The 23,775-nt window shown below is 43.5% G+C and carries 18 protein-coding genes; 1 reads left to right on the top strand and 17 read right to left on the bottom strand.

Annotation, left to right across the window (positions count from 1 at the left end):
* Nucleotides 1-40: 40 nt before the first annotated feature.
* The 8 genes from ABTV53_RS13950 to ABTV53_RS13915 all read right to left on the bottom strand — a co-directional run bounded on the left by ABTV53_RS13950 (nt 41) and on the right by ABTV53_RS13915 (nt 11,933).
* Nucleotides 41-1,702 (bottom strand): ABC transporter substrate-binding protein, encoded by a 1,662-nt coding sequence (locus tag ABTV53_RS13950; RefSeq protein ID WP_433753738.1) that lies wholly within the window; start codon nt 1,700-1,702, stop codon nt 41-43.
* Between the two features lie 121 nt (nt 1,703-1,823).
* Nucleotides 1,824-3,563, bottom strand: a complete 1,740-nt coding sequence (locus ABTV53_RS13945; protein ID WP_433753736.1) for a sensor histidine kinase — start codon at nt 3,561-3,563, stop codon at nt 1,824-1,826.
* Complete coding sequence (locus ABTV53_RS13940; protein WP_433753734.1) at nt 3,545-5,131, bottom strand: response regulator transcription factor; 1,587 nt, start codon at nt 5,129-5,131, stop codon at nt 3,545-3,547. The genes ABTV53_RS13945 and ABTV53_RS13940 overlap by 19 nt, the downstream gene beginning before the upstream one ends.
* A 304-nt stretch (nt 5,132-5,435) precedes the next feature.
* Complete coding sequence (locus ABTV53_RS13935; RefSeq protein ID WP_433753732.1) at nt 5,436-7,754, bottom strand: glycoside hydrolase family 95 protein; 2,319 nt, start codon at nt 7,752-7,754, stop codon at nt 5,436-5,438.
* Between the two features lie 290 nt (nt 7,755-8,044).
* Nucleotides 8,045-8,470, bottom strand: a complete 426-nt coding sequence (locus ABTV53_RS13930; RefSeq protein WP_433753730.1) for a MarR family winged helix-turn-helix transcriptional regulator — start codon at nt 8,468-8,470, stop codon at nt 8,045-8,047.
* Nucleotides 8,471-8,614: 144 nt separating this feature from the next.
* The gene (nfsA, locus tag ABTV53_RS13925) at nt 8,615-9,355 is read right to left on the bottom strand and encodes an oxygen-insensitive NADPH nitroreductase (protein ID WP_433753728.1); all 741 of its coding nucleotides are present in this window, start codon (nt 9,353-9,355) and stop codon (nt 8,615-8,617) included.
* A 14-nt stretch (nt 9,356-9,369) separates the two neighbouring features.
* Nucleotides 9,370-10,716 carry an NtaA/DmoA family FMN-dependent monooxygenase gene (locus ABTV53_RS13920; RefSeq protein ID WP_433753727.1) on the bottom strand — a complete coding sequence of 449 codons (1,347 nt, stop codon included), beginning with the start codon at nt 10,714-10,716 and terminating at the stop codon, nt 9,370-9,372.
* Between the two features lie 113 nt (nt 10,717-10,829).
* The gene (locus ABTV53_RS13915) at nt 10,830-11,933 is read right to left on the bottom strand and encodes a Gfo/Idh/MocA family protein (RefSeq protein ID WP_433753726.1); all 1,104 of its coding nucleotides are present in this window, start codon (nt 11,931-11,933) and stop codon (nt 10,830-10,832) included.
* Between the two features lie 317 nt (nt 11,934-12,250).
* On the opposite strand from ABTV53_RS13915, the gene ABTV53_RS13910 reads away from it, so the two are divergent.
* Nucleotides 12,251-12,595, top strand: a complete 345-nt coding sequence (locus ABTV53_RS13910) for a winged helix-turn-helix transcriptional regulator (protein ID WP_433753721.1) — start codon at nt 12,251-12,253, stop codon at nt 12,593-12,595.
* A 105-nt stretch (nt 12,596-12,700) separates the two neighbouring features.
* On the opposite strand, the gene ABTV53_RS13905 is transcribed toward ABTV53_RS13910, so the two are convergent.
* The 9 genes from ABTV53_RS13905 to ABTV53_RS13865 all read right to left on the bottom strand — a co-directional run bounded on the left by ABTV53_RS13905 (nt 12,701) and on the right by ABTV53_RS13865 (nt 23,750).
* Nucleotides 12,701-13,603: a carbohydrate ABC transporter permease gene (locus tag ABTV53_RS13905; RefSeq protein WP_017688457.1), complete on the bottom strand. Its 903-nt coding sequence runs from the start codon at nt 13,601-13,603 to the stop codon at nt 12,701-12,703.
* 12 nt (nt 13,604-13,615) lie between these two features.
* Nucleotides 13,616-14,581: an ABC transporter permease gene (locus ABTV53_RS13900; protein WP_433753719.1), complete on the bottom strand. Its 966-nt coding sequence runs from the start codon at nt 14,579-14,581 to the stop codon at nt 13,616-13,618.
* Between the two features lie 111 nt (nt 14,582-14,692).
* Nucleotides 14,693-16,348 carry an ABC transporter substrate-binding protein gene (locus ABTV53_RS13895; RefSeq protein ID WP_433753718.1) on the bottom strand — a complete coding sequence of 552 codons (1,656 nt, stop codon included), beginning with the start codon at nt 16,346-16,348 and terminating at the stop codon, nt 14,693-14,695.
* A 139-nt stretch (nt 16,349-16,487) separates the two neighbouring features.
* A complete protein-coding gene (locus ABTV53_RS13890; protein ID WP_433753716.1) occupies nt 16,488-18,029 on the bottom strand; it encodes a response regulator transcription factor in 1,542 nt (513 codons plus the stop codon).
* Nucleotides 18,030-18,042: 13 nt separating this feature from the next.
* Entirely contained in the window at nt 18,043-19,824 is a 1,782-nt protein-coding gene (locus ABTV53_RS13885; protein ID WP_433753713.1) for a sensor histidine kinase, read from the bottom strand.
* Between the two features lie 4 nt (nt 19,825-19,828).
* Entirely contained in the window at nt 19,829-20,944 is a 1,116-nt protein-coding gene (locus ABTV53_RS13880; protein ID WP_433753712.1) for a response regulator transcription factor, read from the bottom strand.
* 351 nt (nt 20,945-21,295) lie between these two features.
* Entirely contained in the window at nt 21,296-22,135 is an 840-nt protein-coding gene (locus ABTV53_RS13875) for a formylglycine-generating enzyme family protein (RefSeq protein WP_433753710.1), read from the bottom strand.
* A 133-nt stretch (nt 22,136-22,268) separates the two neighbouring features.
* Nucleotides 22,269-22,904, bottom strand: coding sequence for a glycoside hydrolase family 11 protein (locus ABTV53_RS13870; RefSeq protein WP_433753708.1), 636 nt, complete (start codon nt 22,902-22,904; stop codon nt 22,269-22,271).
* A 72-nt stretch (nt 22,905-22,976) separates the two neighbouring features.
* Complete coding sequence (locus ABTV53_RS13865; RefSeq protein ID WP_433753706.1) at nt 22,977-23,750, bottom strand: alpha/beta hydrolase; 774 nt, start codon at nt 23,748-23,750, stop codon at nt 22,977-22,979.
* Nucleotides 23,751-23,775 lie beyond the last annotated feature (25 nt).

Raw genomic sequence — 23,775 nt, 5'->3', positions numbered from 1 at the left:
GAATATTCCCCCGTTCCGTATGGTCCTCTATGGATTGCACTCACCATTTGCCAGCTACACGATCCTTCACTGCCTGTGTTATCGTAGCTTCATATGTTTGCTTGTCCAGTTGATTCAATTGACTCATATACTCATTCCATGTGTTCTCGAAAGTGGAAGGCGAGTCCATAATCATTTTAGGTAAATATTTCTTCTGGAGATCTTCTGCCTTGGTGATAAAAATCTGTTCAGGTGATCCTTGCTCCAGTGCAATCGACCATGCAGGAGACCAAGGACGCTCATCCGGCGTGCTGAATAATTCTGTGAATGTCTTCACGCCATATTTCTCTAACAACAGCTTGTCACCATCCGTGTAGCTAAAGGTAGCTACCTCTGGCTGATTGCCTGGTCCATAGGCGTTGCCATCTTCCAGTACGGAGTTATTCCCATAACGAGGCCAGCTGTAATTAAAATAGTCAAACCCGAACTTACGACTTAATTCCGGATCTTCATGTGCCTTGCGTTGGTCCTCGTTTTTGAAATAAAAACGGCCCTCCTCATTCACACTATATGTCTCGTCTTCAATCCCCCATTGAACCAGAATCTGGTTTTCTTCCTTGAGCAAATTGTCAAAATATTTAATAATTCGCACGGGATCTTTGGCATTGACGGTAATCCCGACACCATAGTTGTTCACAAATCCTGGCGGGTCCACGTACTGGTCTTTGATGCTGTCATCAAATACGATTGGAAGAGATACATATCGTTTATCGTCAATACCCGCCTTCTTGAGGTTGTTCGTTGCGTCTCCAACCTGCCAGGAGTAACTGAAATATCCCAGCACCCGACCGGATGTCAACTTGGCGAGATACTGATCCTGGTTCATTGTGAAGGATTCCGGATCAAACATCCCCTGTGCGTTAACCTCGCTTAGCTTCTGAATCCATTGTTTCTGATAATCAGATCCGGCTACCAGTTTGGCTTCATGGCTCTGCATATCCACCATCACACTGCCATCGTTCGGATAACCTGCCAGATGCATGGCTGGATTAAGCAGGGTGAAGAAGCTGCCCGATTCACCGGCAAGTGTGGCGAAGCCAATCGTTTCTTTTCCATCGATCTGCGGATACTTTTGTTTGTATTGCTCAATCAAATCAAAATATTCGTCCAGCGTTTTGATCTTCGGGTAGTTAAACTCTTTGAGCACAGCCCGCTGAATATAGAAGCCTGTCTGGAAGTTAGGCTCTGACACATAACCGATGTTGGCAGTGTATGGCAAGAAATAGATCTTTCCATCCTCCTGTCTGAATTTGTCCATATAAGGCCCGTATACCCGTTTGATGTTAGGTCCGTATTGATCGATCAGTTCATCCAGCGGGATAAAAGATCCTGCATCCATCAACTTGGCCATTTCACCACTGGAGTCGATGATGTCGGGGTAATCCCCACTCGCAATCATTACACCTGCCTTGGTTGCACCGTCGCCGACCAGATATTCCATCTTCCAGTCAACGCCTGTTTGTTCCTTCAGCTTCTTGCCAATGGTCGTGTTGCTTGCCAGAATGTCCTTCTTGCCACCGCCAAATGTGAAATATTTGAAGGTGACCGGGGTGTTGTCATTACTGTCAGGATAAGAGGCTTCCGGGCTGGCTTTATTGCAACCTGCCAGCGTTACAGCCAATAAAATGGCCAGACCTGTTATCATGTTTTTTTTTCTAAACATGTAGCAAATGCCCCCTTAAAGTATTGTTTGTGTCTTTAAGCCTTCTCAATATATCAAGATAGCGCTTTCAAAGTTACCCATGAAAGTGTACCTCCTACTTTGAAAAGTATATCCCTCGTAATTAGTTATCTGGCATGGATGATGGATCAAGTGGAAGCTTAATTTGGATACGCGTTCCTTCTCCTTCCCAAGTCTGGATGACGAATGAAAAGTGATTTTTATAACAAAGTTTTAAGCGACTATACGCATTCTTCATGCCAACATGCTCTCCCATATCGGTGTTCTGATCCAGGTAACTTAACAACTCTTCCAATTTTGTTTGTGACATCCCTATCCCGTTATCCTTTAGTCTGATCAGGAGCTGGTCGTTTTCCGTTGAAACGTAGAGTTGAATGACGCCTACACCCGGAGATGACTCAATCCCATGAATACTTGCATTTTCCACAAAGGGGAGAATTACCATCTTGGGGATTCGGTACATCAGTACCGCAGGATCAGCTTCAATGCTGTATTGGAGTTTATCGCCAAAACGATATTTCTGGATTTGCAAAAAACTCTCGATGAGTTCCAATTCTTCCTTCACTGTCACATCGTTCTGATTCCAACTAATCGACGTGCGAAACATCTTGGCCATGTTATGCACAATTTTGGCGGTCTCTTTCTCGCCTTTGATAAGGCTCCGCATACGAACCGACTCCAGGGTATTAAACAAAAAATGAGGGTTGATCTGGCTATGAAGTGCATGGAGCTGCGCTTGCTGCTGCTTTAACTCCAGGTCTTTCTTTTGGATGTCAGCGAGATATACTTCATGAATCAGGTTATGAATCGTCTCGGTCATTCGATTAAATTCCATCGTGAGTTGACCTATTTCATCTCTCGCATCTTCAGGCGGAATCGTCTGGAAATTCTGTGTTTTTACTTTTTTCATATGTTTCAGAATGCGCACCAGCCTGACATGGATGGTTCTGGACATCGTCGCGATGATAATCGTCGGCAGGACAAAATTAATGCAAGCCAGCCAAACCACGAAGGAACGGGACTTCCGTACCTCCTTCAACACAATTTCTTCATCCATGACGCCTTGCAGGGACCACCCTTCCAGATAGTTAATACCTGTATACGTAAGTTCAAAGGGAATCATTTTGTTCGGAAACTGGATCTCGCTGTAACGTTTCCCTATCGGAGATTCTTCTGCTGCAGGATCATTTGAAAATTGGATGTGTCCTCCCGGATCAACTAGATACACTTTTCCGTCGAATCCGCTGTTGTGAAAATACTGCTTGATCATATCCATGTTCAGGTCAATTTTAAGTAACTGCTCTCTACCCCCAGTGTCCAGATTGTCGAGTCGTTGAACCAGACTTAACATCTGATCCGATGAGATCAGTGCCGGATAAGGGGCGGAGTATGCCTGAAATTGAACGTACCAGTTAGAGCTTCGGACCACGTCAGTTAAACGATCAATATAACCGGAAGATAAAATGGTAGAATTATCGGTATACACTTGATACCAGCGAATTCCCTGATTCATTTGACCGGAGAATTGTCCTTTTAGATAGGAATTATAAGCGTCAATGTACTCAAAATGACTTTGAAATGAACGGGAGATGGTGTCGTTGAATACAGGGTCGGTATATAACGAATAAGAGAGGCCGACGCCCTGATCAATGGTTACCCTCAGGTCGTTCTTCAGATTGTTCAAGGCCATGCCGGCATCACGAGTTTTCTGACTACGAATATTGGCGGATGTGACATTGTAGAACACCACATTGGTGACAACGATGGGAATAAACACAGATAAGACATACATGAGCAGTAGCTTATCTCGAAGCTTCATGTAATTCAGGTTCCATCTTGGCATTGTGCACCTCGCTGTTCATTTCCCATAAGGAGATTGCGATATTCTGTAGGCGATAACTTAACAAGTTTCTCAAACTGTGTTACAAAATAATCCGCATTCTGAAATCCTACGCGTGCAGCGACCTCGTACATTCTCAGATCCGTCTGACGCAATAACTTCTTCGCCTCATGAATCCGCAGGTTCAGCAAATAGTCATTGAAGTATTGATTGTAGCTTTTGCGGAATAACCGCCCCAGATAAACGGGATTCATGTAAAAGAGCGCAGCAATGCTTTTGAGATTGATGTTCTCTGTATAATTTGCATCAATATATCGTTTGATCTTGCTGATATCCCCTTTGGATCGCTCCATCCGCAAATGAGAAACATAATCCTCGGCTTCCTCCAGCGCGATGAGAAAAGCATTCTTCAATAGTCGTAAATTCCAACCTTCATGACTCTGCTGTGCCAGTTCCTTTAGCTGCTGCAGCCCTTCATCAGTACCACCCATTTCGTGAACAACAGCGAGAATACCCGTAATACAGCGCAATAGAGAACCCGATACAGCCTGAGGAGTAAATCGATTCATATGAAACAATTTGAATTTCTCTTCTACAATATTGTGGTAAGCAGGCCTATTCCCCTCTTCCAGGCTCAAGATTAATTGATCCGCCTCGTCCTGGTATACATTGAAAACAAACAGCGGTTTGTCCTTGATGTCCATGTAACACACGACACCGCCGGTTTCTGCATATTTATGCTTGGCTGCTTCTTCAGCGGCGTTAAGGGATTGTGGGATATCACCAATTTTATTGACGAGCATTCCTGCGTAAAGGCCGATGTCCAGGTTAAACCTTCTGCTCAGTGTTATATGAATGTTGTGCAGTTTATCTTGTAACGCCGAGCCCGCCTGATCATGTTTAGGCAACAATAGTAATAACGCAAACATGCCGCGTTGTTGCTCACTGATGAACATTTTACATACATTGCTCTCCGTAGAATGTATTACTTCACGTAGTTGTTCAATGGTGATTTTAATTTCGTCTAATCCTGTCTGAAGTTCAATCAATGTCATGAGCAGACTGGAGCTACGATTGATTCCTATCATCTCGGCATATCGTTGTTCATCCTCTTGCTGTACATGGCCTTTGATCATATCCTCCAGCATGATGTTAATGGCTTGTTCCTCAGCCAAAATCATATGTTTTCGTTTATTGCAAATGAGATTAGCCGACTTCTGCAACGTCGCTGTCAGTTCTTCATCATCAATAGGCTTCAGGATATAGTCTTGAACACCATACCGGATTGCCTGCTGTGCATATTTGAAGTCATGATAGCCACTGATAATAATGAATACAGGTTCCAGATGTGGCATTTTCTCTACGGCACGTATCAGTTCCAGTCCGTCCAGGATCGGCATACGGATATCGGTTATAATCACGTCTGGTTGCAGACGTTCAATCAGATTCAGTGCCTCAACACCGTTCTCTGCCTCTCCGATAATCTCCATATTAAGATCAATCCAATTTATGAGTTCATACAGCCCCTTTCGTACATACATCTCGTCATCTACCAGTAGTACTTTTAACATCGATGTGTCCCCTTTCCTCCAACAAAAATAAACCGCCAGAAACTAGTCCATCCATTCAGGAAGCGTTTTCATTAATTATACTCAAATATGTAATATGCTTACATTTTATAGGTTGCGATCTGTAATTTCATTGCATAGATCGTTATATTTATTGCGCGAAAGGACTATCGCTGACATTGCCTTCACACCAAAAAGCCGTTGATTCAGCTTGAATCAATGGCTTAATCTTAGCTCAGAAAAGAAAAAGAGCGATTCACCCGGCAATTTTGTCGGGCGATATTCGCTCATGTTAATTGATAATTTTTTATTGATTAATCCAATCGGATCCTTTCAATTCAATCATAGAATTGGGGCCAGGGAAAGTTAGTTCTATTTTTTGTTCCTGATAGGATACGGTTACTCTTGATTCTCCAATAGAGCGAATTCTGGCATTCGACAGACGACCTGCTTCCCATTCCAGATCTAATTCAAATCCGCCACGAGCCCGAATACCACGAATATAGCCTTTTGGCCACGCAGCAGGCAAAGCAGGTAACAATCTGATTACATCGTCATGGCTCTGGAGAAGCATCTCTGCTATGCCTGCAGTACCTCCAAAGTTCCCATCAATTTGAAATGGAGGATGGTCACAAAACAGATTGGGTAACGTAGAGGAACGTAGAAGTTCCACGATGTTATCGTGCGCAAGTTCCGACTCCTCTAATCGTGCCCACATGTTGAGAATCCACGCCCTGCTCCATCCGGTATGTCCGCCCCCGTGTTCCAATCTTCTGTTGAGTGTTATGCGAGCTGCCTTGGCGAGATCAGGTGTTGATTGCAACGTAATTTGCGTTCCCGGATGTAAAGCGAATAAATGGGAAATATGTCTGTGACCAGGTTCCAATTCATCATAATCGTTACTCCATTCTTGGATCTGGCCATGTTTTCCAATGGAGGTCTCCGGTATTTTGGTTAAAGCACTACGGAGCACATCACCGAATTCCTGATCTTCTTGCAAGATCCGGGTACTTTCAATGCAACGCGTGAAGAGTTCTCTAATAATCTGATTGTCCATTGAAGCACCAAAACATAAAGCCCCCGATTCTCCATTATCCAATATATAGCGATTTTCCGGTGAGGACGATGGACATATCACCCAATTGCCGGAAGGATCCTCGATTAGATAATCCAGAATAAACACCGCCGCATCTTTCATCGTGGAGTACACTTTCTTGAGAAAATGTACATCTTTATTGTATTCGTAGTGATCCCACAGATGTAACGAGAGCCATGCTCCTCCCATGGTCCAAAACGTCGATGTCATGCATACATCCTGCGGAGCAGCGTCTGCCCAGATATCCGAATTGTGATGAGCAACGAAGCCCTTGCATCCATACATGGTTCTAGCGGTTTCCTTTCCCCGGACTTGCAGTCGATCTATAAAATCAAACAACGGAATGTGACATTCAGACAGGTTGCAGCTTTCTGCAGGCCAATAGTTCATCTGTGTATTAATATTAATCGTATATTTGCTATCCCATACAGGAAGCATGTCTTTATTCCATATCCCTTGAAGGTTTGCAGGTAAAGAACCTGGACGACTGCTTGAGATAAGCAGATAACGACCAAATTGAAAGTATAGACTCATCAGTTCCGGATCATGCTTACCAGCTCTAAGCCGCTCAAGGCGCTGATTGATTGGAAGTTCGGAACATATCATATCTTTATTTTCATCTTCGAGATGTATATCCATCTTTTCGAATAAGGATTGATAGTCCGAGACATGATTGGCGAGCAGTTCGCTATATGGTTTTGCGGAAGCAGCATCAATTCTTCGGAGGCACTCCACTTCGAGTTGTTCCTTGGCTACTCGAAAATCCGTGCAAGCCGAGATTAGAATGGTCGCTGAATTACCATCCTTCAGTGAGAGCTGACCGCTTGAATAATGAACCTGCCCCCCTTCGGATATAAGGCGAATCCCGCAACAAAATCGAATTCCTTCTTCTCCTCCACTTCTTCCCCGGATGATCACGTCATTCGTTCCACGCTTTTCGATCCGGTCCAGATTGGATTGGAACCCAACAGGATGTTTAAGACTACTGGACCAGTGTGTTGATTTCAGAACAGTTCCCCTGCCAAAAATAGTGGAGAACGATAACTTTCCCGGTACGCTGGATTTGAGATGTACAACAAGCACTTGATCCGGGTAGCTGGCAAAATAATCACGGCTGTAAATGGATTGATCTATGGTATAATTCACGCTTACTCTACCTTGTTCCAGATTGAGATATCTGTGATATTCAGTCGGTTCTTGTTCACTGTGGTCCATAGCAATGTAGAATTCCCCTAATGGCTCGTAATGTCTTTGCCCATCAGGAACACCTACCAGCGTATCTCCTGCGAGTTCTTCTGCTTCCCTAATCTTGCCGTCAAAAATCAGGCTTCTGATCTGAGATAAAGATTCAAGTGCTTGAGGATTATTCCGCTGCATCGGACCACCATACCACAGACTATCTTCATTAAGCTGAATTCTCTCGATCTGTGTTTTCCCAAAAATCATGCCTCCAAGAGTTCCATTTCCGATAGGCAATGCCTCTTCCCATGTTCCAGCAGGTTGATTAAACCAGATATTTTTGGTTTTCACGTTAAAACCTCCAACGAATTATAATTATTCTTCACATTTTTCATGTTTGGTGTGTTCCGTTTGTATGTTATTTCAGTGTACTGTAATCTCTTAAGCATCTAAATGAACAAAATTAACTTGAAGTATCACAATCTTATCCCAGCATTAGAGGTGTAATTGTAAATTCCAAAACTGACAGTACAAATTCTTGTTCTGGCCAGGGAAGTATAGCTATTGGCAATAAAAAAAGCCGCTATAATAGCGGCTCTACTTCGTTCATTTCATTTAGCTTACGTGAAGCTTGGAATAAGTTATAAGATATTTCGCTCCATTTGTTGCATTAATTGCCTCAATATCAGCCGATCTTCCGAAGAAATGGAATGAAGTAGTTTCTCTTGCTGCTCTCTCCATTTATACTCAACCGGTTTTTCTAATTCTTTGCCCTTATCGGTTAGAAAGATACGCATGATCCTTGCATCCTGTACATCACGTTTGCGATATATAAATCCGTTCTGTTCCAGTGATTTGACCATGTTCGTAACCGTTGGCGGTTCGCATTTCATATGTTCACTTAGTTGCATCTGTGTTACTCCATCACCCAACCACAGCCGATGCAACAAATTATCTTGTCCTACATAGAGATTAAGTTCCCGGAGAGATTCACTGTAATTTCGACGCATTTGGGAGGAAATTCGGTCTAAAGAATGTCGAATATCACAATCTACTGCATCTGTCATGAACGATCCCTCCCTAACATCCGAATTATATTTAGCAGACTAAATGTATCACGGGGATATATAGGTGTCAATTCGCCTTAGTGACTTCCTTAAGGCCCTTTCCAATCCAAGTTTCACAACAAAGATTGCATTTTATCGTAAAGCTTATTTTTTGGCAAAACCTTGCTTGTTCAAATAGGCCATCATTTGCGGCTGAATACTTCTCTCGAGGTGATCCTGAATATGGTCACTCCATCCTTTTACTTTTTTTACGGTGAAAGGAGCTCTCGTCGGACGATTTTCATAATACTTCAGCATGGTCTCATCATAGATTGCTAATTTCTCCTGATCCAGTGGTTGGTATTGATTATCAAGCAATACCATGGATTGAGGGAGCCGAGGTTTCAGTTCTGGCTTATCTCCAGCTGGATTACCGATACATAACCCCACCAGAGGGATAACATATTTAGGTAAATTCAATGCGTCAGATAGTTCACTAATATTGGCTCTGACCCCACCAATGAACACTCCGCCAAGTCCCATCGATTCGGCCGCGGTTAACGCATTTTGTGCCATCAGGCCGGCATCGAATGAACCAATCAACAGAAATTCAATATATTCAATATCCACATCCGGAGCGATTTCATGGTTTCGGTTGAAATCTGCACAGAAGATCCAGAATTCTGCTGCTTCTTCAATATAGGGTTGATCGACACAGAGATGTCTGACTTTTTTTCGAAGAACTGGATCTGTGATGCGAATAATGGATACCGCGTGCAGAAGACTGAAAGATGAAGTTTGATTTGCTGCCTGAAATATTGCATCTATTTGTTCCGCCGTCAGAGGTTGAGATGTGTAAGAACGATACGATGTATGGTTATGAAGCAAATCGAGTGTGTTATTCATAAAAGCCCTCTCCTTTATTCGTTGATTCCATTTTCCTGCAATCCGTATTCGTAAGGAACGCACATGTTCTCGCGTAGTGTCTTTCCTTCATATTCCTTATGGAACAAACCGCGCTCCTGCAAGATAGGTACTACCCGATTAACAAAATCTGCAACGCCATCAAAAGATACATCCGGTACCACTGAGAATCCGTCACATGCTTCAGCCAAAAACCATTCTTCCAAGAAGTCAGCAACCTGTGTAGGGGTGCCTGCAACAACCGGATGATAGTTGATGACCCCGTGAGCGAGAACATCCCGTACAGAGAGTCCTTCTTTTAATAACTTTAAGGCTCTCGGAGAACGTGGGTCCATGGGGTTGGCATATGCATTTTTCAATAAGTCAGGCGCTAACGATTGATCTATATCTACGGAGTTTACCGATAAGGGTAAACCAACCATGGATCCGAGGTAAGTTACCCTGCTGGGGATTTCCTGAGGATTGAAGCTCATAAGCTGTTTTCGACGATCCAGAGCTTCTTCCTCCGTTGAAGCCATAGAAAACATAAAACCTGCAAACATTTTGATATCATCTGGGTTTCGACCGAAACGAACAGCACTTTGCCTTATGGCTTGTCTGTGTTCACGTGCAGACGTAATATCATAAGGGTTGGCGTACACTCCCGAAGCATATTTCCCAGCCAATTCCAATCCTTCACCTCCTCCCCCTGCCTGGAAAATAACTGGCTGCCCTTGCTCAGAGGGGGGAATGGGCAAAGGACCACGAGATGCATAATATTGACCCTGAAGGTTAATAGGCTGGATTTTGTCCATATCAGCAAATTCCCCTCCTTCTACATCTAACTTCCAAGCGTCTGGTTCCCAACTCCCCCACAAGGCCTGAACAATTTGTATGCTTTCATGTGCCTTGTCATAGCGTTCTTGGCGATTTTCAACCCGGGCACCGAAATTAGCCGCCGCTAGGGGGTCGGATGTGGTAACCGCATTCCATCCCACACGTCCGTGACTGATAACATCCAAAGCTTTAAACTGACGTGCAATGTTGTAGGGATAATTAAATGTTGTAGAGAGGGTAGCAACAAGCCCGATGTGTTGTGTCTCTCTTGCTACTGCCATCAGTGCCAACATGGGGTCCATAGGGAACATAGGCGTCTGTGGGCCTAAATTATTGGATAATACTGGCGTGTCAGCGATGAAAATCATATGAAATTTTCCTTGTTCAGCTAATTTAGCCCGTTCAACATAACTATCCATATTGGTGTAAGCTGCAGGATCCGTGCCAGGCATTCTCCATGCGCTAAATTCGGCTCCATAACCCGAAACCATCTGTAAAGCCAGTTGCATTTCACTTCTTTTTTTCATAACGATTTTCTCCTTCGTTCTGGACAGGCACAGATATGTGCCCTTTCTATAGTACAAATATATTTAGCATGCTAAGTATATGAATGGATTAGATTTTGTTCGTTGAGTGAGGGTTATAGATATTCACGTTCACCGCTCTGTGCTGATTTTTCGACAGCATCAAGTAACTGATGAAGTTTTACTGCATCCGCAAAATTAGGCGTCAAGGATGTTCCATCTTGGATATCTTGAGCAAACTTACGATAAGCTTGAGCCATATTCATTACAAATCCAGAGTCAGTTTTAAGTGAATCCGGGACATAGTAATAGGAATCGGGAATACGTAGTTCACGAAGTTCATTGTCCATTGGCCCCGCACCGCGTAATTGGTGTGATCCGAATTGAATGGATGCAGGGGCACTCAGGACGATCGTTCCTTTGTCTCCGAAAATTTCTAGCGTTAGTCCTGTTTGATGTTTAACTCCACCTTGAATATGAACGCTGGCTGCTGCCCCATTAGTCAATTTTCCAGTAATCATGATCTGATCATCTGTCGTCTTCTTGATAACTTTCTGAATATCAACCAATTCAACTTCTGAAAACTGTTGAGCTGTGGTGGCAGAAAATTCTGTAAAGTCCCCAAGCATGTAAGTGAAGGCATCCAGATTATGTCCGCCTACAATGGTCAGCAAGTTCCCTCCAACTTCCCGATCAAACAAGTACGCAGTCGACTTGTCACCAACGCCACCCATGCCATCAATGGAGATCTTCAAATTGGCAGATAACACTTTACCCACATAACCTTCTGTCAATAAATCTTTTACATATTGAACGGCTGGTGCTTGTCTAGCCTGAAGTCCAATCGCATTGGGCAATTGGGCAGAGGATACCCATTCCTGCATTTCGAGCGCTTCCTCTGTATTAGAACCCAGGGGCCATTCACAATAGATTGGTTTACCAGCAGGCACGACGGCTTTAACGGCGTTATAATGTTCCTTGACGTTGATACTAACAACTACCATATCAACATCGGTATGATGAGCCAATTCCTCGATGTTATCAAATCCGTGATCTGCGCGGAAAGCTTCAGCGCTCTTCTTTGCACTTGCCATATTACTTGTCCCCACTGCGGTAAGCTCATACTCGTCCAGGTGCTCAATAGCTGGAATATGTGTGCCACTTGCCCATCCGTTATTAATCGAAGCTCCTATAATACCTGTACGAATTTTTTTACTCATGATTAAACATCTCCCTTGTTACAATTTAAATTATGATCGAAAATCAGTTTGTCTCCAGCCATGTAGATCTAAAGAACACGTCCCTATTTCCTTCTACTTGCTGTGGTATTCCCTTATCAGTCACTCCTTTCTATGATATATTTATTTAGCTTGCTAACTATTCTATCGAGATAACATTATTATTCTTTCACAGTTTAGGTAAGCTAAAATTGTTTTGGTGTTGACACCATCATAGGTGTATTCGTTTTGTCTGCAAAGAGGGCAATTTAAATGAACATAGTACATCTTTTTGTACCTTTAGATCAGGAGTGATATCAATGAGAGTATGCAACGAAGGATTCGATAAAGACTTTATAGATGGAAAAAGTGACATGTACGGTATAGCTTTTACTCAGAATATCCTTTCCGGGCGTTGGAAATATTTTATTTTATGGTACCTAAAAGACGAAACTCGTCGATATACGGATATCAAAAAATTTCTTGGAGATCTGTCTCAAGGCTCTCTCACGAAGCAGCTTAAAGAGTTGGAGAATGATGGCGTTATTCAACGTGATGTATTTCCGGAAGTTCCTCCACGGGTCGAGTATTCATTAACAGACAAAGGAATCAAGTTACTTCCGATCCTTGAAAAGATGGCGGAGTTTGGTAGCGAATACGGTTAGACAACGTAAATATCAATTGACATACTACGGCCCGCCGTTTAAAAAACATGAAAAAAACGGTCACCATAGTGACCGTTTTTGATCGGTTATCTGGAACTGCTTAAGTTACTCTTTTACCCCTCCAAGCTGCAAGCCATGAACAAAATACTTCTGCAAGAATGGATAGACGACCAAGATCGGTAATGCCGCTACAATCGTGATGGCTGCCCGGATAGATACGGGAGTGACCATGTTACGTGCAGCGCCAAGATCTGCACCATTGGCAACGGCTGCACTGCTGTTGGAATTCATGGAAGACGATAATAGTTTCATCAACTCATATTGCAGCGTGCTCAGGTTTTGTTTGGAAGATGCATACAGAAACGTATCAAACCACGAGTTCCATTGACCTACTGCGATGAACAGTGCAACAGTAGCCAGAACCGGTTGGCACAGAGGTAGAATAATGGAAATGAATGTTCTGAAATCTCCAGCACCATCAATTTTGGCGGATTCGATCAATCCCTCAGGTAGTGTCTGGATATAGGTTCGAATAACAATCATATTAAAGGCACTGATCAGCCCAGGAATAATGTACACCAGGAAGTTGTTTAACAAATGCAAATCTTTCATTAGGAAGTAAGTTGGAATAAGACCTGCACTAAAATACATCGTAAGAACAACTGTAATGGTAATGGGCTTTCGTAATATATAATCTTTTCGGCTTAATGTGTAAGCCAGCATGGAGGTTAAGAATAGACTTAAGACTGTCCCCAAAACCGTTCTCGCCACAGATATACCAAAGGCGCTGAAGATGGTCCCTCCTGCAAATACTGCTCTGTAGTTTTGATCTGTCCATACCCGAGGCCACAGATAAATCCCACCCCGGATGGTGTCATTACCGGCATTGAACGATACAGCGAGTGTATTCACAAACGGATACAGGGTAACAATCGCGATTGCGATCATCAGTATACCATTTAACGTATGGAAGACAATCGGTTCAAGCCGAGATTTATTGATTCCCATCTCTAGTCCCCCTTATATTAATCGGTCTTCCCCGAGCCGTTTGGAAATTGAATTCGCCGCAAAGATCAGCGTGATACTAACTACTGTTTTGAAGATACCTGCCGCAGTAGCCAAAGAATAATTCCCGATCTGTAGTCCGTATTTCAGGACAAATATATCTATCGTCTGTGACCAGTCGACAACCACACCATTACCTAACAGATACTGAACCTCGAATCCAGCTTCCAAAATCCAGCCCATATTCATGATCAGCAAAATGATAACAATGGATTTGATTCCGGGTAAGGTCACATACAGCATTTTCTTATATCGGTTCGCCCCATCAATCTCTGCCGCTTCATAGAGGGAAGGATCGATCGACGTGATGGCCGCCAAATAAATAATGGCATTCCAGCCAACTTCTTTCCATACATGGGATGCGCCTACAATGCCCCAGAAGTATTCCGGAACGCTAAGCCACATGATAGGTTCTTGAATGATATTCAGCTTCATGAGTACGACATTGACAATCCCACCATCTACAGATAGTGAACTTGCTACGATACCTGTCACAATAATCCATGAGAGAAAGTGAGGTAAATACGATATGGTTTGAATGGTTCGTTTATATAACTTATGTTTGATCTCATTAAGTAAAATGGCAAATATAATTGCTGTCGCAAATCCGAGCACCATATTGATGACGCTCATCGCAATGGTATTACGAAGCACGTTAAGAAATGCATCGTCTGTTAGCAAAAACTTAAAGTGTTTGAGCCCGACCCATTCCTGCTGGGTGAAACTCTTAGCAGGACTGTAATTCTGAAAGGCCATAACCCAGCCCCAAATGGGATAATACGAGAATACGAGAATGTACGCAACGATGGGCAATGACATGAACATGAGTTGTCTTTGTCCGCGCAATCGTTTTAACAGTGGTGTTTTGGGAACGACTGTACGGGTGGTTTGCTCTGGTATGGCTCCAGGCGTGTTCGCCATCTTTCACTCCTCCTATTGGCTTGCAGCGACTTTAAGCATGATGTCCCCGGAAGGTACTCGCCTGAGTAATCCTTTGGTTGATACCTTCCGAGAGAATCATTGCCGCATTTTTTATTTAACTGACCAGTTCTCGATTCTCCATTTCAGTTGTTCGTTAATTCGGTCTTCATAGGATTTGACATCGATTTTCTTGTAAGCGTCTACATATTCAGTCCAAATCTTATCGAACTCATCCGGTTTTGACATGATCGCTTTAGGCAAGAATTTCAATGAAGTGTCTGTCATTTGCTTGTTCGCTACCGCAGCATCAGAGCCTTCTTTCAGATCGACCTGCCATGCAGGATAGTACACAGGATTCTCTGGTGCAGGGGAGAAGAAGTCACTCCACGTTTTGAAGCCATAAGCATCCAGAAGTTCTTTATCTTCCGGTTTAAGGTTGTCATAGAATTCCTCAGGCTGGTTGATTGCTCCAATCGCATTGCCATCTTCAAATGTTCCTTCGAGCTTCGGTGCAGCAGCGTAGAAACCTTCTGCTTTGTTAATCAGTCTCCATGCCGGATCATCCTGCTCTTTCCGTTGCTCTGGCGTACGATAGAATCTTCCCTCTTCATTCACCAGATAATCTACACCCTCTTCTCCCCATGACAAGAGCTTCTGATACTCTTCACTCATGAGTTTATCGAGGAATTTGATGAGTGCAACAGGATCTTCCGCATCTTTACTGATACCAAAACCATTATTCAAGTTGATAACCGGTCGATCCAAATAATGATCTGTGATACTTGTATCATAGACTAGCGGGAAACCTACGTATGTCTGGCCAATTTTGCCCTGTGCTACGAGTGGGTCTTCCCCAGCCTGGAAATTCCAGTGCTGATCAAACATGCTAAGCACACGTCCCGAAGAAATTTTGGCCAGATATTGATCATAGTTCTGAACAAAGGCTTCTTTATCCAGCAATCCCTCATTATACAGATTGTTTAGTTCCTTATAATACCGTTTGGAGATATCCTTGTCGGCAAAAACGGTTGCCACTCCATTATCATCTACGACTACGCCACCATCATTAGGGTGACCCGTAAGATGTTCTGGTGGATTAAGCAAGGGGAACGTCCGCCAGTCAGAAGCCAGTGTAGTAAAGCCAATCGTCGGTTGTCCATCAATGGTCGGATTCTTGGCTGCATAGTCACGAACCAACTTTGTGAAATCATCCAACGTTTTAGGAGTCGGGTACCCGGCATCCTTCAGAATGGATTTTTGGATCCAGAATGCAGGACCAGAATAGTAGTTACTAATGAACTCACCTGTGTAGACTCCATAGTTAGGCAACCAGTAAATATGCCCGTCACTGGAGTCTTTCATCCGGTTCCAGTCTTTAGCAAAATGTTTCTTCAGATTGGGTGCATGCTCCTCAATCAGATCTTCGAGCGGAATAACTGCACCGGCTGAGACCAATTTGGTGTCCGCTGTGATCAAGTCAGGGAAATCGCCACCGGCAATCATAACGCCGAGCTTCTGTTGAAGATCGCCCACCAGAAATTCCATCTCCAGATTGACGCCAAGTTCATCCTGAATTTTCTTGTAGATTCGGTTGTCTTTAGCTGGCGCCTGATTCGGCGTTCCGATAAAGGCCGTAATGTTCAGTACTTCTTTCCCGTCCTTTGTAGTCGCTTTCTCATTGTCACCGCTGCATCCTGCAAGTGCCAAACTCAAAGCCAGAACGAGTGATACGGAACCCCAAAGCTTCTTTTTTTTCAGTCCCCCCATGTACTTGCCCTCCTTGGAAATGGTATGTCTTACTGTTTTTAGTATGAAGAAATGTATGCGGTTACAAAATATATATATTTAAGTTCCATCCCCCTGTAATTGCAGGTCTTATTCAGGAGGAGTTCTTCTTTTTTAAGGATCAATTCGCATACTTTTGCCTGTATTCTAATGGTTTCATCGCTGTACGTTTTTCGAAGTGTCTGAGAAAATGCTGGTAACTACGGTACCCTACCTGCTCTGCAATTGCACTTGATGTTTGATTCGTCTCCTGAAGCAGACGCTTCGCTTCTTCCATTCGCAGATCATGTACTACCTCGATCACACCCTTGCCGTACTTTCGTAAAAAGGATTGCCCCAAATGGACTGGGTTCACGTAGAATCGTTCTGCAAGCTCCTGGATCGTAAATGTCTCTCTGTAATGCATCTGCACATATTCAGCTACCGTTGCCTGAATGCCTCCAAGCTGCCTTTCCCGGAAAATAGCCAGCTCTGACTTGCATTGCAAACAGAAATGCTCCAGATTGTTAGCCACCTTTTCTACATTTCGATGGCCTTTCTCCAGTATTCCGCTCGCCAATTCGTTCATTAGTGCATTAGGTTCTCCTCCTAATTCTCTACACAGGGAGAGTCCGCGGAATATAATGTGGGTAGAGAAAATATGTACAATCTCTGGCGCAGCCTTCATCTGTATAAACAGTTCGAAGGCACTGCGTATGGAACTCGAGAGTTCTTCTACAGAACCGTTTTCAAGCAATTCGCTAATATGGTCCACCTCTGACAGTGTTTCCGGATCAAACTGCCAATTCTCCAGCTGAATTTCTTCGGCAATCAAAAGGTGCTCTTGATTAAAAAACAAATAACGCCCAACTTCCTGAGCGGAGCGGAAGGATTCAGACAGATGCTTCAGTTTGGTGACCGTCATTCCAACCGCGATATGAATATCTTCGCAGCCAATATTTTGCATGCTGCTCATCAAACGCTGGGCAAAAGCTTTAATTAATTCGGATGTCCCGCTTCCATCATTCACTTGCTCCCCCCATACAAGTCCCAAAGAGTCTCTTGTTCTGTCTGTTACATAACAACAAGTTGCTACGTCAGCCATTTGTTCGGCTACTGAACAGGCTTCCTGAATATCTCCCTGAAAAGTTATCCGCAGGTATGCCCAATGGGACTTGTTCAAACGAGGAAGGATCTCTGACATCTCCTGCTTCGATATTTCCTGCTTATCCTGAATCAGTGCGGACAAAAACGTTTTGATCCTTTGCTCGTTTGTATGTTCCAGTATACGCTCCTGGTTTTCACGCTCCTGCAATTGCATACGGAGACGGACCAACATATCCTCTGCTTCTGTACTGTCAACCGGTTTGGTTAAATAGTTGCAGACACCTAATCGAATAGCTTGTCTGGCATAATTAAAGTCACTGTATCCACTCGTGATGACAAACAGCACAGACTCATGTTCCAATCGTCGTGCTTCTTCTACAAGTTCCAGCCCATTCATCACAGGCATACGAATGTCTGTCACCACGAGATCAGGTCGATCTTGTTCCATCATCCGAATGGCTTCCTCACCGTTGGCGCACACGCCTCTGATTTCAAATCCATGCTTTTCCCAATTGATCAAAAGCTGTAACCCTTCAATGGCATACGGTTCATCATCGACTAACAGTACTTTATACATGAGAGTTTACCTCCTATTTCCTCTGTTCCAGCTTGGAGATCGGTATACGGTACCCTGCAATAGTTTCCTTTCCAGGTACACTGCTTAGATCAAATATCGCATTTCCTTCATAAAAGAGTTCCAGCCTGCGGTAGACATTGCGGAGTCCTACATGCTCGCCGTTCCTGGGTCTTTCAGAACGAATATCTCGCAGGAGCTCGGTTAGTCTCCCTGCATCCATACCGATTCCATTATCGATCACCTGAATAACCAGTTCAGAAGCGTTTCGTCTCGCCGTTATCTTGATCTCTCTTCCATTTTTTCGTGCCTGCAAGCCGTGTTTGCATGCATTTTCGACGAGCGGTTGAATACTCATGCGGGGAATGAGCAACGAAGCTGCATCGGGATCAACCTCGAAGGTGTAATCAAACAGCTCTCCAAAGCGAAACTTCTCAATCTGTAGATACAGATTCGTAAATTGCAGCTCTTCTTGCAGAGGAATCAGATTGTCAGAATGACTGAGCAACTGTCTCATCAGCTTGGACAGACTTTTAATAATCTCAATTACTTCCGTATATCCATTCTTCGTACTAACGACCAGCAAGGCATTCAATGTGTTAAATAAAAAATGGGGATTCATCTGACTCTGGAGCATAGACAATTCAGTCCTCACTTGATCCAGCTCCAAATCTTTTTGACGGATTTCCAGCTTATATACGTCATTAATCAGCGTATGAATTTTACCAATCATGATGTTAAATGTACGAATAAGCCCGCCAATTTCGTCGCGGCCTTCCTGAATTTCAATCAGATCGAATCGTTCATTACGAACCTTCTCCATATGTCTGGATAGCTTGCGAATCCGATAGTGGTAGGAACGCAAAATAATGTAGATCAATACAGAGGGGACCACGATACTTAATGCGAGCAACCCCAGAATTGAAATAAAGGCTTCTTGCAGCAGATGGTCAAGGTGACGCGTATCGGCAACTCCAATCAATTTCCAACCCTTTAGGTAGGCTAGATTCCCCAACGATTTTTCGAGCGTGTAAGCAGAATTTCCAGATTCCTTGAGCATTGATTCATTATCAGGGAGGGATACGTCGGTTTCGCTGAACTCCCCACTTGAAACGACAGTTCGATTGTTGCTGTCCACCAGACGCAGCTGAAGACTGTCTGATTCACGATTTAAGATGCTATACACCCGGCTAAGTTCCAGATCAATCTTGGAATACTTGTTATAATTGGCATAGGAAGTATAGGTATCCATTTTGCCAATCACACTGATTCTTCTTCCCGCGTTGAATCCGGATGGCTCAATATAATCAACAACAAGAATGCCTCCACTGGTGGATTTCAGCTGTTTCAATCCAGGAAGTACATTCTTGTCTTTCATCACGATATAATGACTGCCCGTCTGGATGGTATCGTTATCTGTATAGATACGCACCTCCAGAATATTCGCTGACATATACCGTGTTAATTTATCACGCAGGAAAGCATGGTAGACGTTGTAATAATCAACGGGGGACTGATAGGTCCGATCCAATGCCTCGTACAGCGAATCGTCTGCTGCAATTATACGGCTCAGAGCAACGCTCTCATCAATCATGCCTAGCAGTTCCCCCGCAGCCCTGTCGATGGATTTACGCAGATTTTCCTGTTCTCTAATCTTGATATCCGCAGAGGTTCGTTGATAAAAGAAGATATTAATCGTTATTACAGGAAGGAGAATACTAAGTACATAAATAAGCAGAAATTTGGATCGGAGAGGAATATCATTAACCTTACGGAACATCCAGAATTTATGACGCATATGATCACCCTTGGTTTTTGTTTTTATAGACTGACGGAAGCTCCCCTGTATGCGCTCTGAACTTTTGGGTGAAATATTCAGCATCATGATATCCTAGCCTGAATGCAATGTCAGTGATCTTCATATTGGTACGTCGCAGGAGTTTACGGGCCTCTTCAACGCGAAGCTGGTGCACATAGTCACTGAAACTGACCCCCATCTCCCGCTTGAACTGTTGACCCAGGTAGGCAGAATTCACGTGAATACGATTTGCTACATCTTGTAATTTAATTTTACTTCGATAGTGTTGCTTCAATTCATTCACTGCTTCTGCAACAAGCCCTCCCGTACCCGTCTTTTGCTTCAATTCAGACTGGGAAAGTTGCTCAGACAGTCGAACACATAGGTCTTGCAATGTGCCGGAAGACCAACTCGCAGCTTCATGCCATTCTTTTTCACAAAGTATTTCTCTGCAATCCTCTCTTTTTCCATATTTTCGTAGCAACTCCCCATGGATATAACGGATGACATGATGTATCCATTCGAGCGAAACTTCTGCTTTCTCACTCTTCCCTAGTAATGAACTCACAGCATGATCGATGGAATACGTGTTTCCTTCTTCAATCAACCCCAAGATCTCTTTGGAGATGTTCATCATTTGCTCTAAATCATATTCTTCGTTTATTCGATATTCATTAAGATGATTTTCGTAGGCTCCATCTGTAACCATGACTCCATTTTGCTGTTTTTGCTCATTTCTACGTTTGTCCAGAGGTTCGATCATTTCCATAAGAATTTGATGAATTTCCTCGGGAACAAGAGGTTTGAGCACATACTGATCGACCTGATACCGTATGGCTTGCTTCGCATAATTAAAATCGGAGTATCCTGTAACGATAACAATTTTAGAGGTATAGGCGAGATCTTCTCTCAAGGTATGAATCAAACCGAGACCATCCATAACAGGCATTTGAATATCCGTGACAACAAGATCCGGCTGAACCGAGTTGAATAAAGCAAGTGCTTCCTCCCCGTCCGTTGCCGTTCCGCAGAGTTCGTATCCACAAGTTTGCCAGTCAATCATCGTTCTCCATCCTTCTAGCATAAACGGCTCATCATCCGCGACAATGACCTTGTACATTAGCTCACCTCTCTTTTGTCCGTGATCAGCTGCATGTATTTTATCTATATCTATAGGTAGATTTCAGTTGTTGCGAAAATGCTAAACAGCAGAACAACAGCAGGAATGTTGTCTGCTCGTACAACTTGGAGAACATATTTTCCATCAGTCTTATTTTCATTGATGATCCATTAAAAAGAAAATAGTTTTATCAGACCGTACTCTTAGAACGCTCCGATTGTAGCGAAACGCCAGATAACAATTCAAGTGTAACGCTTACATTTTGGTACAACAACCTGATAAACTATAGGTTTTCACCCGACAAAGTATAGGTTTAGCTCAGAAGTAATCTATTGTCAGGAAAAAGATTTTTCATTCTCCGCGTACTATACGGAATCCTTGATCGGGACCAAAACCATTTGCATCAAATTTGCCACGGAATGCTATTTCATTGTTATTGACACCACCCATCCAGCCTCCGCCTTTCACAACTCGCCAAGTTTGTTTGGGTCCCTCCGGATCGCTGTACCATTCCCAGCACCATTCTCTCACATTCCCGGACATATCATAGATTCCTAACTCATTTGCCTTCTGAGTTCCGACTTTTTGGGTTTGATTACGATTGCTCTCAATAGCGGGCCAGCTCCAGTCACCCGTCAGAATATTGTTGCCAGCATTTTTCCAGTACCAAGCAACTTCATCAGGATTATCACTTCCAGAGTAGGTGTAATTCAAGCTCTTTTGGCCTCCGCTTGCAGCGTATTCCCATTCTGCCTCTGTGGGTAAACGGTAACCGTTGGCATCCTCGTTAATGGTTACATTCCATTTTATATTGTCGTTTTCATTGTGATTATTCGTGTCCTGGTTGTCTTTGTCTATATTGTAATAAGGTTTCAGGTTTTCTTTTATACTTTTTTGATTACAGTATTCCACTGCGTCATACCAACTGACCATTTCAACGGGAAGGTCATCTCCCTTGAAGCCAGACGGGTTTTCCCCCATAATTTCCATCCATTCTTTTTGAGTCACTTCGTATTTACCAATATAGAAAGAATCCAGCGTTTCATTTGTATCATGCTGACTCGACTTACTGCTCTTGAAGGCTCCCCCTTCGACAAATACCAAGCCATCGTTTAATTCTGAATTACTCGCTGAACAAGCACTTAGACTAACAAGTATTGCGATTAAAGTTAACCATATCAGCTTCCTCATTCCATTATTCTCCTTTGCTAAGCATGAATCCGGCAACGTCGAGGTCCGTTAGTCTGGTGAATAACGATCCTCAACGCTTCCGGAAAATTGAATTCAAATGCAGGTGCAGACATTGAACGTCATTACATCATTTTTACCAAACCGTCACGTTTGCGTTACCGCTGCTTTGATAACCCTCTGTTGCCATCACCTGATAGGACCAACTATTTCCAAGGTACATGCCTTTGCTCGCCCATGCATTCACATGATTGCTGAACGTAATGGTAGAATTGACACCAGTCGGTCTCTTGGTCTGTCTAACGCTCCAATACTGAGGGAAAGTCTGCGTACCATCAATGGAAGGTGCATTGTATCTCATCGTTGTATAGATATCATATGTGCCACCATCACTAGTCATCGAGCCCTTATACGTTCCGGTCGGACGATACGTTCCCCAGCTATCCACCACGTAATATTCAATTAGAGCGTTTCTAGTCCAACCATAGAAAGTCAGGTAGCCGTTACCTGAAGGAGCGAACACACCGGCATTGTAATTGACTACCCGATTAGGTGTGCCATATGTCCACCCTTTCCCGACAACAAAGTTCCCGGTATTTTGCCAACTCACGCTGTAATTTCCGCCTGACCCGTTAACCGCGTTGACCGTTCCTCCACCATCTGTCCAATTCTGCCAATAATCTGTTGCAGCGCTGGATGTAGCTGCGAAAACACCAAAACTCATGGAAGCTGCAAGAACAACCGTCATTAATTTTTTACCGAATTTGAACATAGAATAATACCTCCTGATATTTTAATAGATTTGGTTGATGCTACAATCCAATAAGAATGTTCTTCACCACATTTACTTGAATAAACGTTGCGTGAACAGATACAGATCGTTCTTCCACACGGGCCAATCATGTCCCCCACTTTCTTCATGCCAGATGTGAGGTACTCCCTGTTGCACCAAATATCGGTGAACCCCGAGACTAATCTCAATAAGGTTGTCCTTCTCACCGCAAGAGATCCACAACAGCGAGAGCAATGAATGCGCTTTCGTAACATCGGTGACAAGTAGCTCCGGCTCTCTGGTGTTCGGGGCTGCAGAGAAAGCGCCGATCCATGCGAAATGGTCCAGATTACTTAATCCGATATTTAAGGATTGACCTCCGCCCATGGATAAACCAGCAATCGCCCTTTTATCCCGGCTTGTATGAACAGGATAGTTCGACTCCATGTAAGGGATCAAATCGTGAAGCAGATCGGATTCAAATCGTTCAAATGCTTTGATTTTCTCAGGTTCAAACAAGTCTCCTTCGGCCCGGTCATTCAACATTGCGCGACCATTAGGGAAAACAATAACCATTGGCTCAAGTAAGTTATCGTTGTACAGATTATCCAGAATAATTTGTGGAGAACCATGAGTATGCCATTCAGACTCGTCTCCACCGATACCATGCAATAGAAAAAGTACAGGATACATCGTTGTCGAAGAAAAATCTGGTGGGGTGTACACCATCGCTTTACGGGAATTGCCCACTGTCCTGGAAGGATACTCTACCGTCTCCATGACTCCACGTGGTATATTCTCCCGATATTGGTCATATCCCGTTACTGCTGATGAGATCAATTTCATTCTCTTTTCCTCCGAACATATGAAT

The organism is Paenibacillus amylolyticus (assembly GCF_050990605.1).
Lineage (GTDB): Bacteria > Bacillota > Bacilli > Paenibacillales > Paenibacillaceae > Paenibacillus > Paenibacillus amylolyticus_H.
Note: the sequence above shows the minus strand (reverse complement) of the source record. Positions and strands in the feature narration are given on the sequence as shown.

Coding starts and splice junctions, on each gene's coding strand:
- ABTV53_RS13950 (WP_433753738.1), bottom strand. CDS start 1,702: ATGTTTAGAAAAAAAAACATGATAACAGGTCTGGCCATTTTATTGGCT.
- ABTV53_RS13945 (WP_433753736.1), bottom strand. CDS start 3,563: ATGCCAAGATGGAACCTGAATTACATGAAGCTTCGAGATAAGCTACTG.
- ABTV53_RS13940 (WP_433753734.1), bottom strand. CDS start 5,131: ATGTTAAAAGTACTACTGGTAGATGACGAGATGTATGTACGAAAGGGG.
- ABTV53_RS13930 (WP_433753730.1), bottom strand. CDS start 8,470: ATGACAGATGCAGTAGATTGTGATATTCGACATTCTTTAGACCGAATT.
- nfsA (WP_433753728.1), bottom strand. CDS start 9,355: ATGAATAACACACTCGATTTGCTTCATAACCATACATCGTATCGTTCT.
- ABTV53_RS13920 (WP_433753727.1), bottom strand. CDS start 10,716: ATGAAAAAAAGAAGTGAAATGCAACTGGCTTTACAGATGGTTTCGGGT.
- ABTV53_RS13915 (WP_433753726.1), bottom strand. CDS start 11,933: ATGAGTAAAAAAATTCGTACAGGTATTATAGGAGCTTCGATTAATAAC.
- ABTV53_RS13910 (WP_433753721.1), top strand. CDS start 12,251: ATGAGAGTATGCAACGAAGGATTCGATAAAGACTTTATAGATGGAAAA.
- ABTV53_RS13905 (WP_017688457.1), bottom strand. CDS start 13,603: ATGGGAATCAATAAATCTCGGCTTGAACCGATTGTCTTCCATACGTTA.
- ABTV53_RS13900 (WP_433753719.1), bottom strand. CDS start 14,581: ATGGCGAACACGCCTGGAGCCATACCAGAGCAAACCACCCGTACAGTC.
- ABTV53_RS13895 (WP_433753718.1), bottom strand. CDS start 16,348: ATGGGGGGACTGAAAAAAAAGAAGCTTTGGGGTTCCGTATCACTCGTT.
- ABTV53_RS13890 (WP_433753716.1), bottom strand. CDS start 18,029: ATGTATAAAGTACTGTTAGTCGATGATGAACCGTATGCCATTGAAGGG.
- ABTV53_RS13885 (WP_433753713.1), bottom strand. CDS start 19,824: ATGCGTCATAAATTCTGGATGTTCCGTAAGGTTAATGATATTCCTCTC.
- ABTV53_RS13880 (WP_433753712.1), bottom strand. CDS start 20,944: ATGTACAAGGTCATTGTCGCGGATGATGAGCCGTTTATGCTAGAAGGA.
- ABTV53_RS13875 (WP_433753710.1), bottom strand. CDS start 22,135: ATGAGGAAGCTGATATGGTTAACTTTAATCGCAATACTTGTTAGTCTA.
- ABTV53_RS13870 (WP_433753708.1), bottom strand. CDS start 22,904: ATGTTCAAATTCGGTAAAAAATTAATGACGGTTGTTCTTGCAGCTTCC.
- ABTV53_RS13865 (WP_433753706.1), bottom strand. CDS start 23,750: ATGAAATTGATCTCATCAGCAGTAACGGGATATGACCAATATCGGGAG.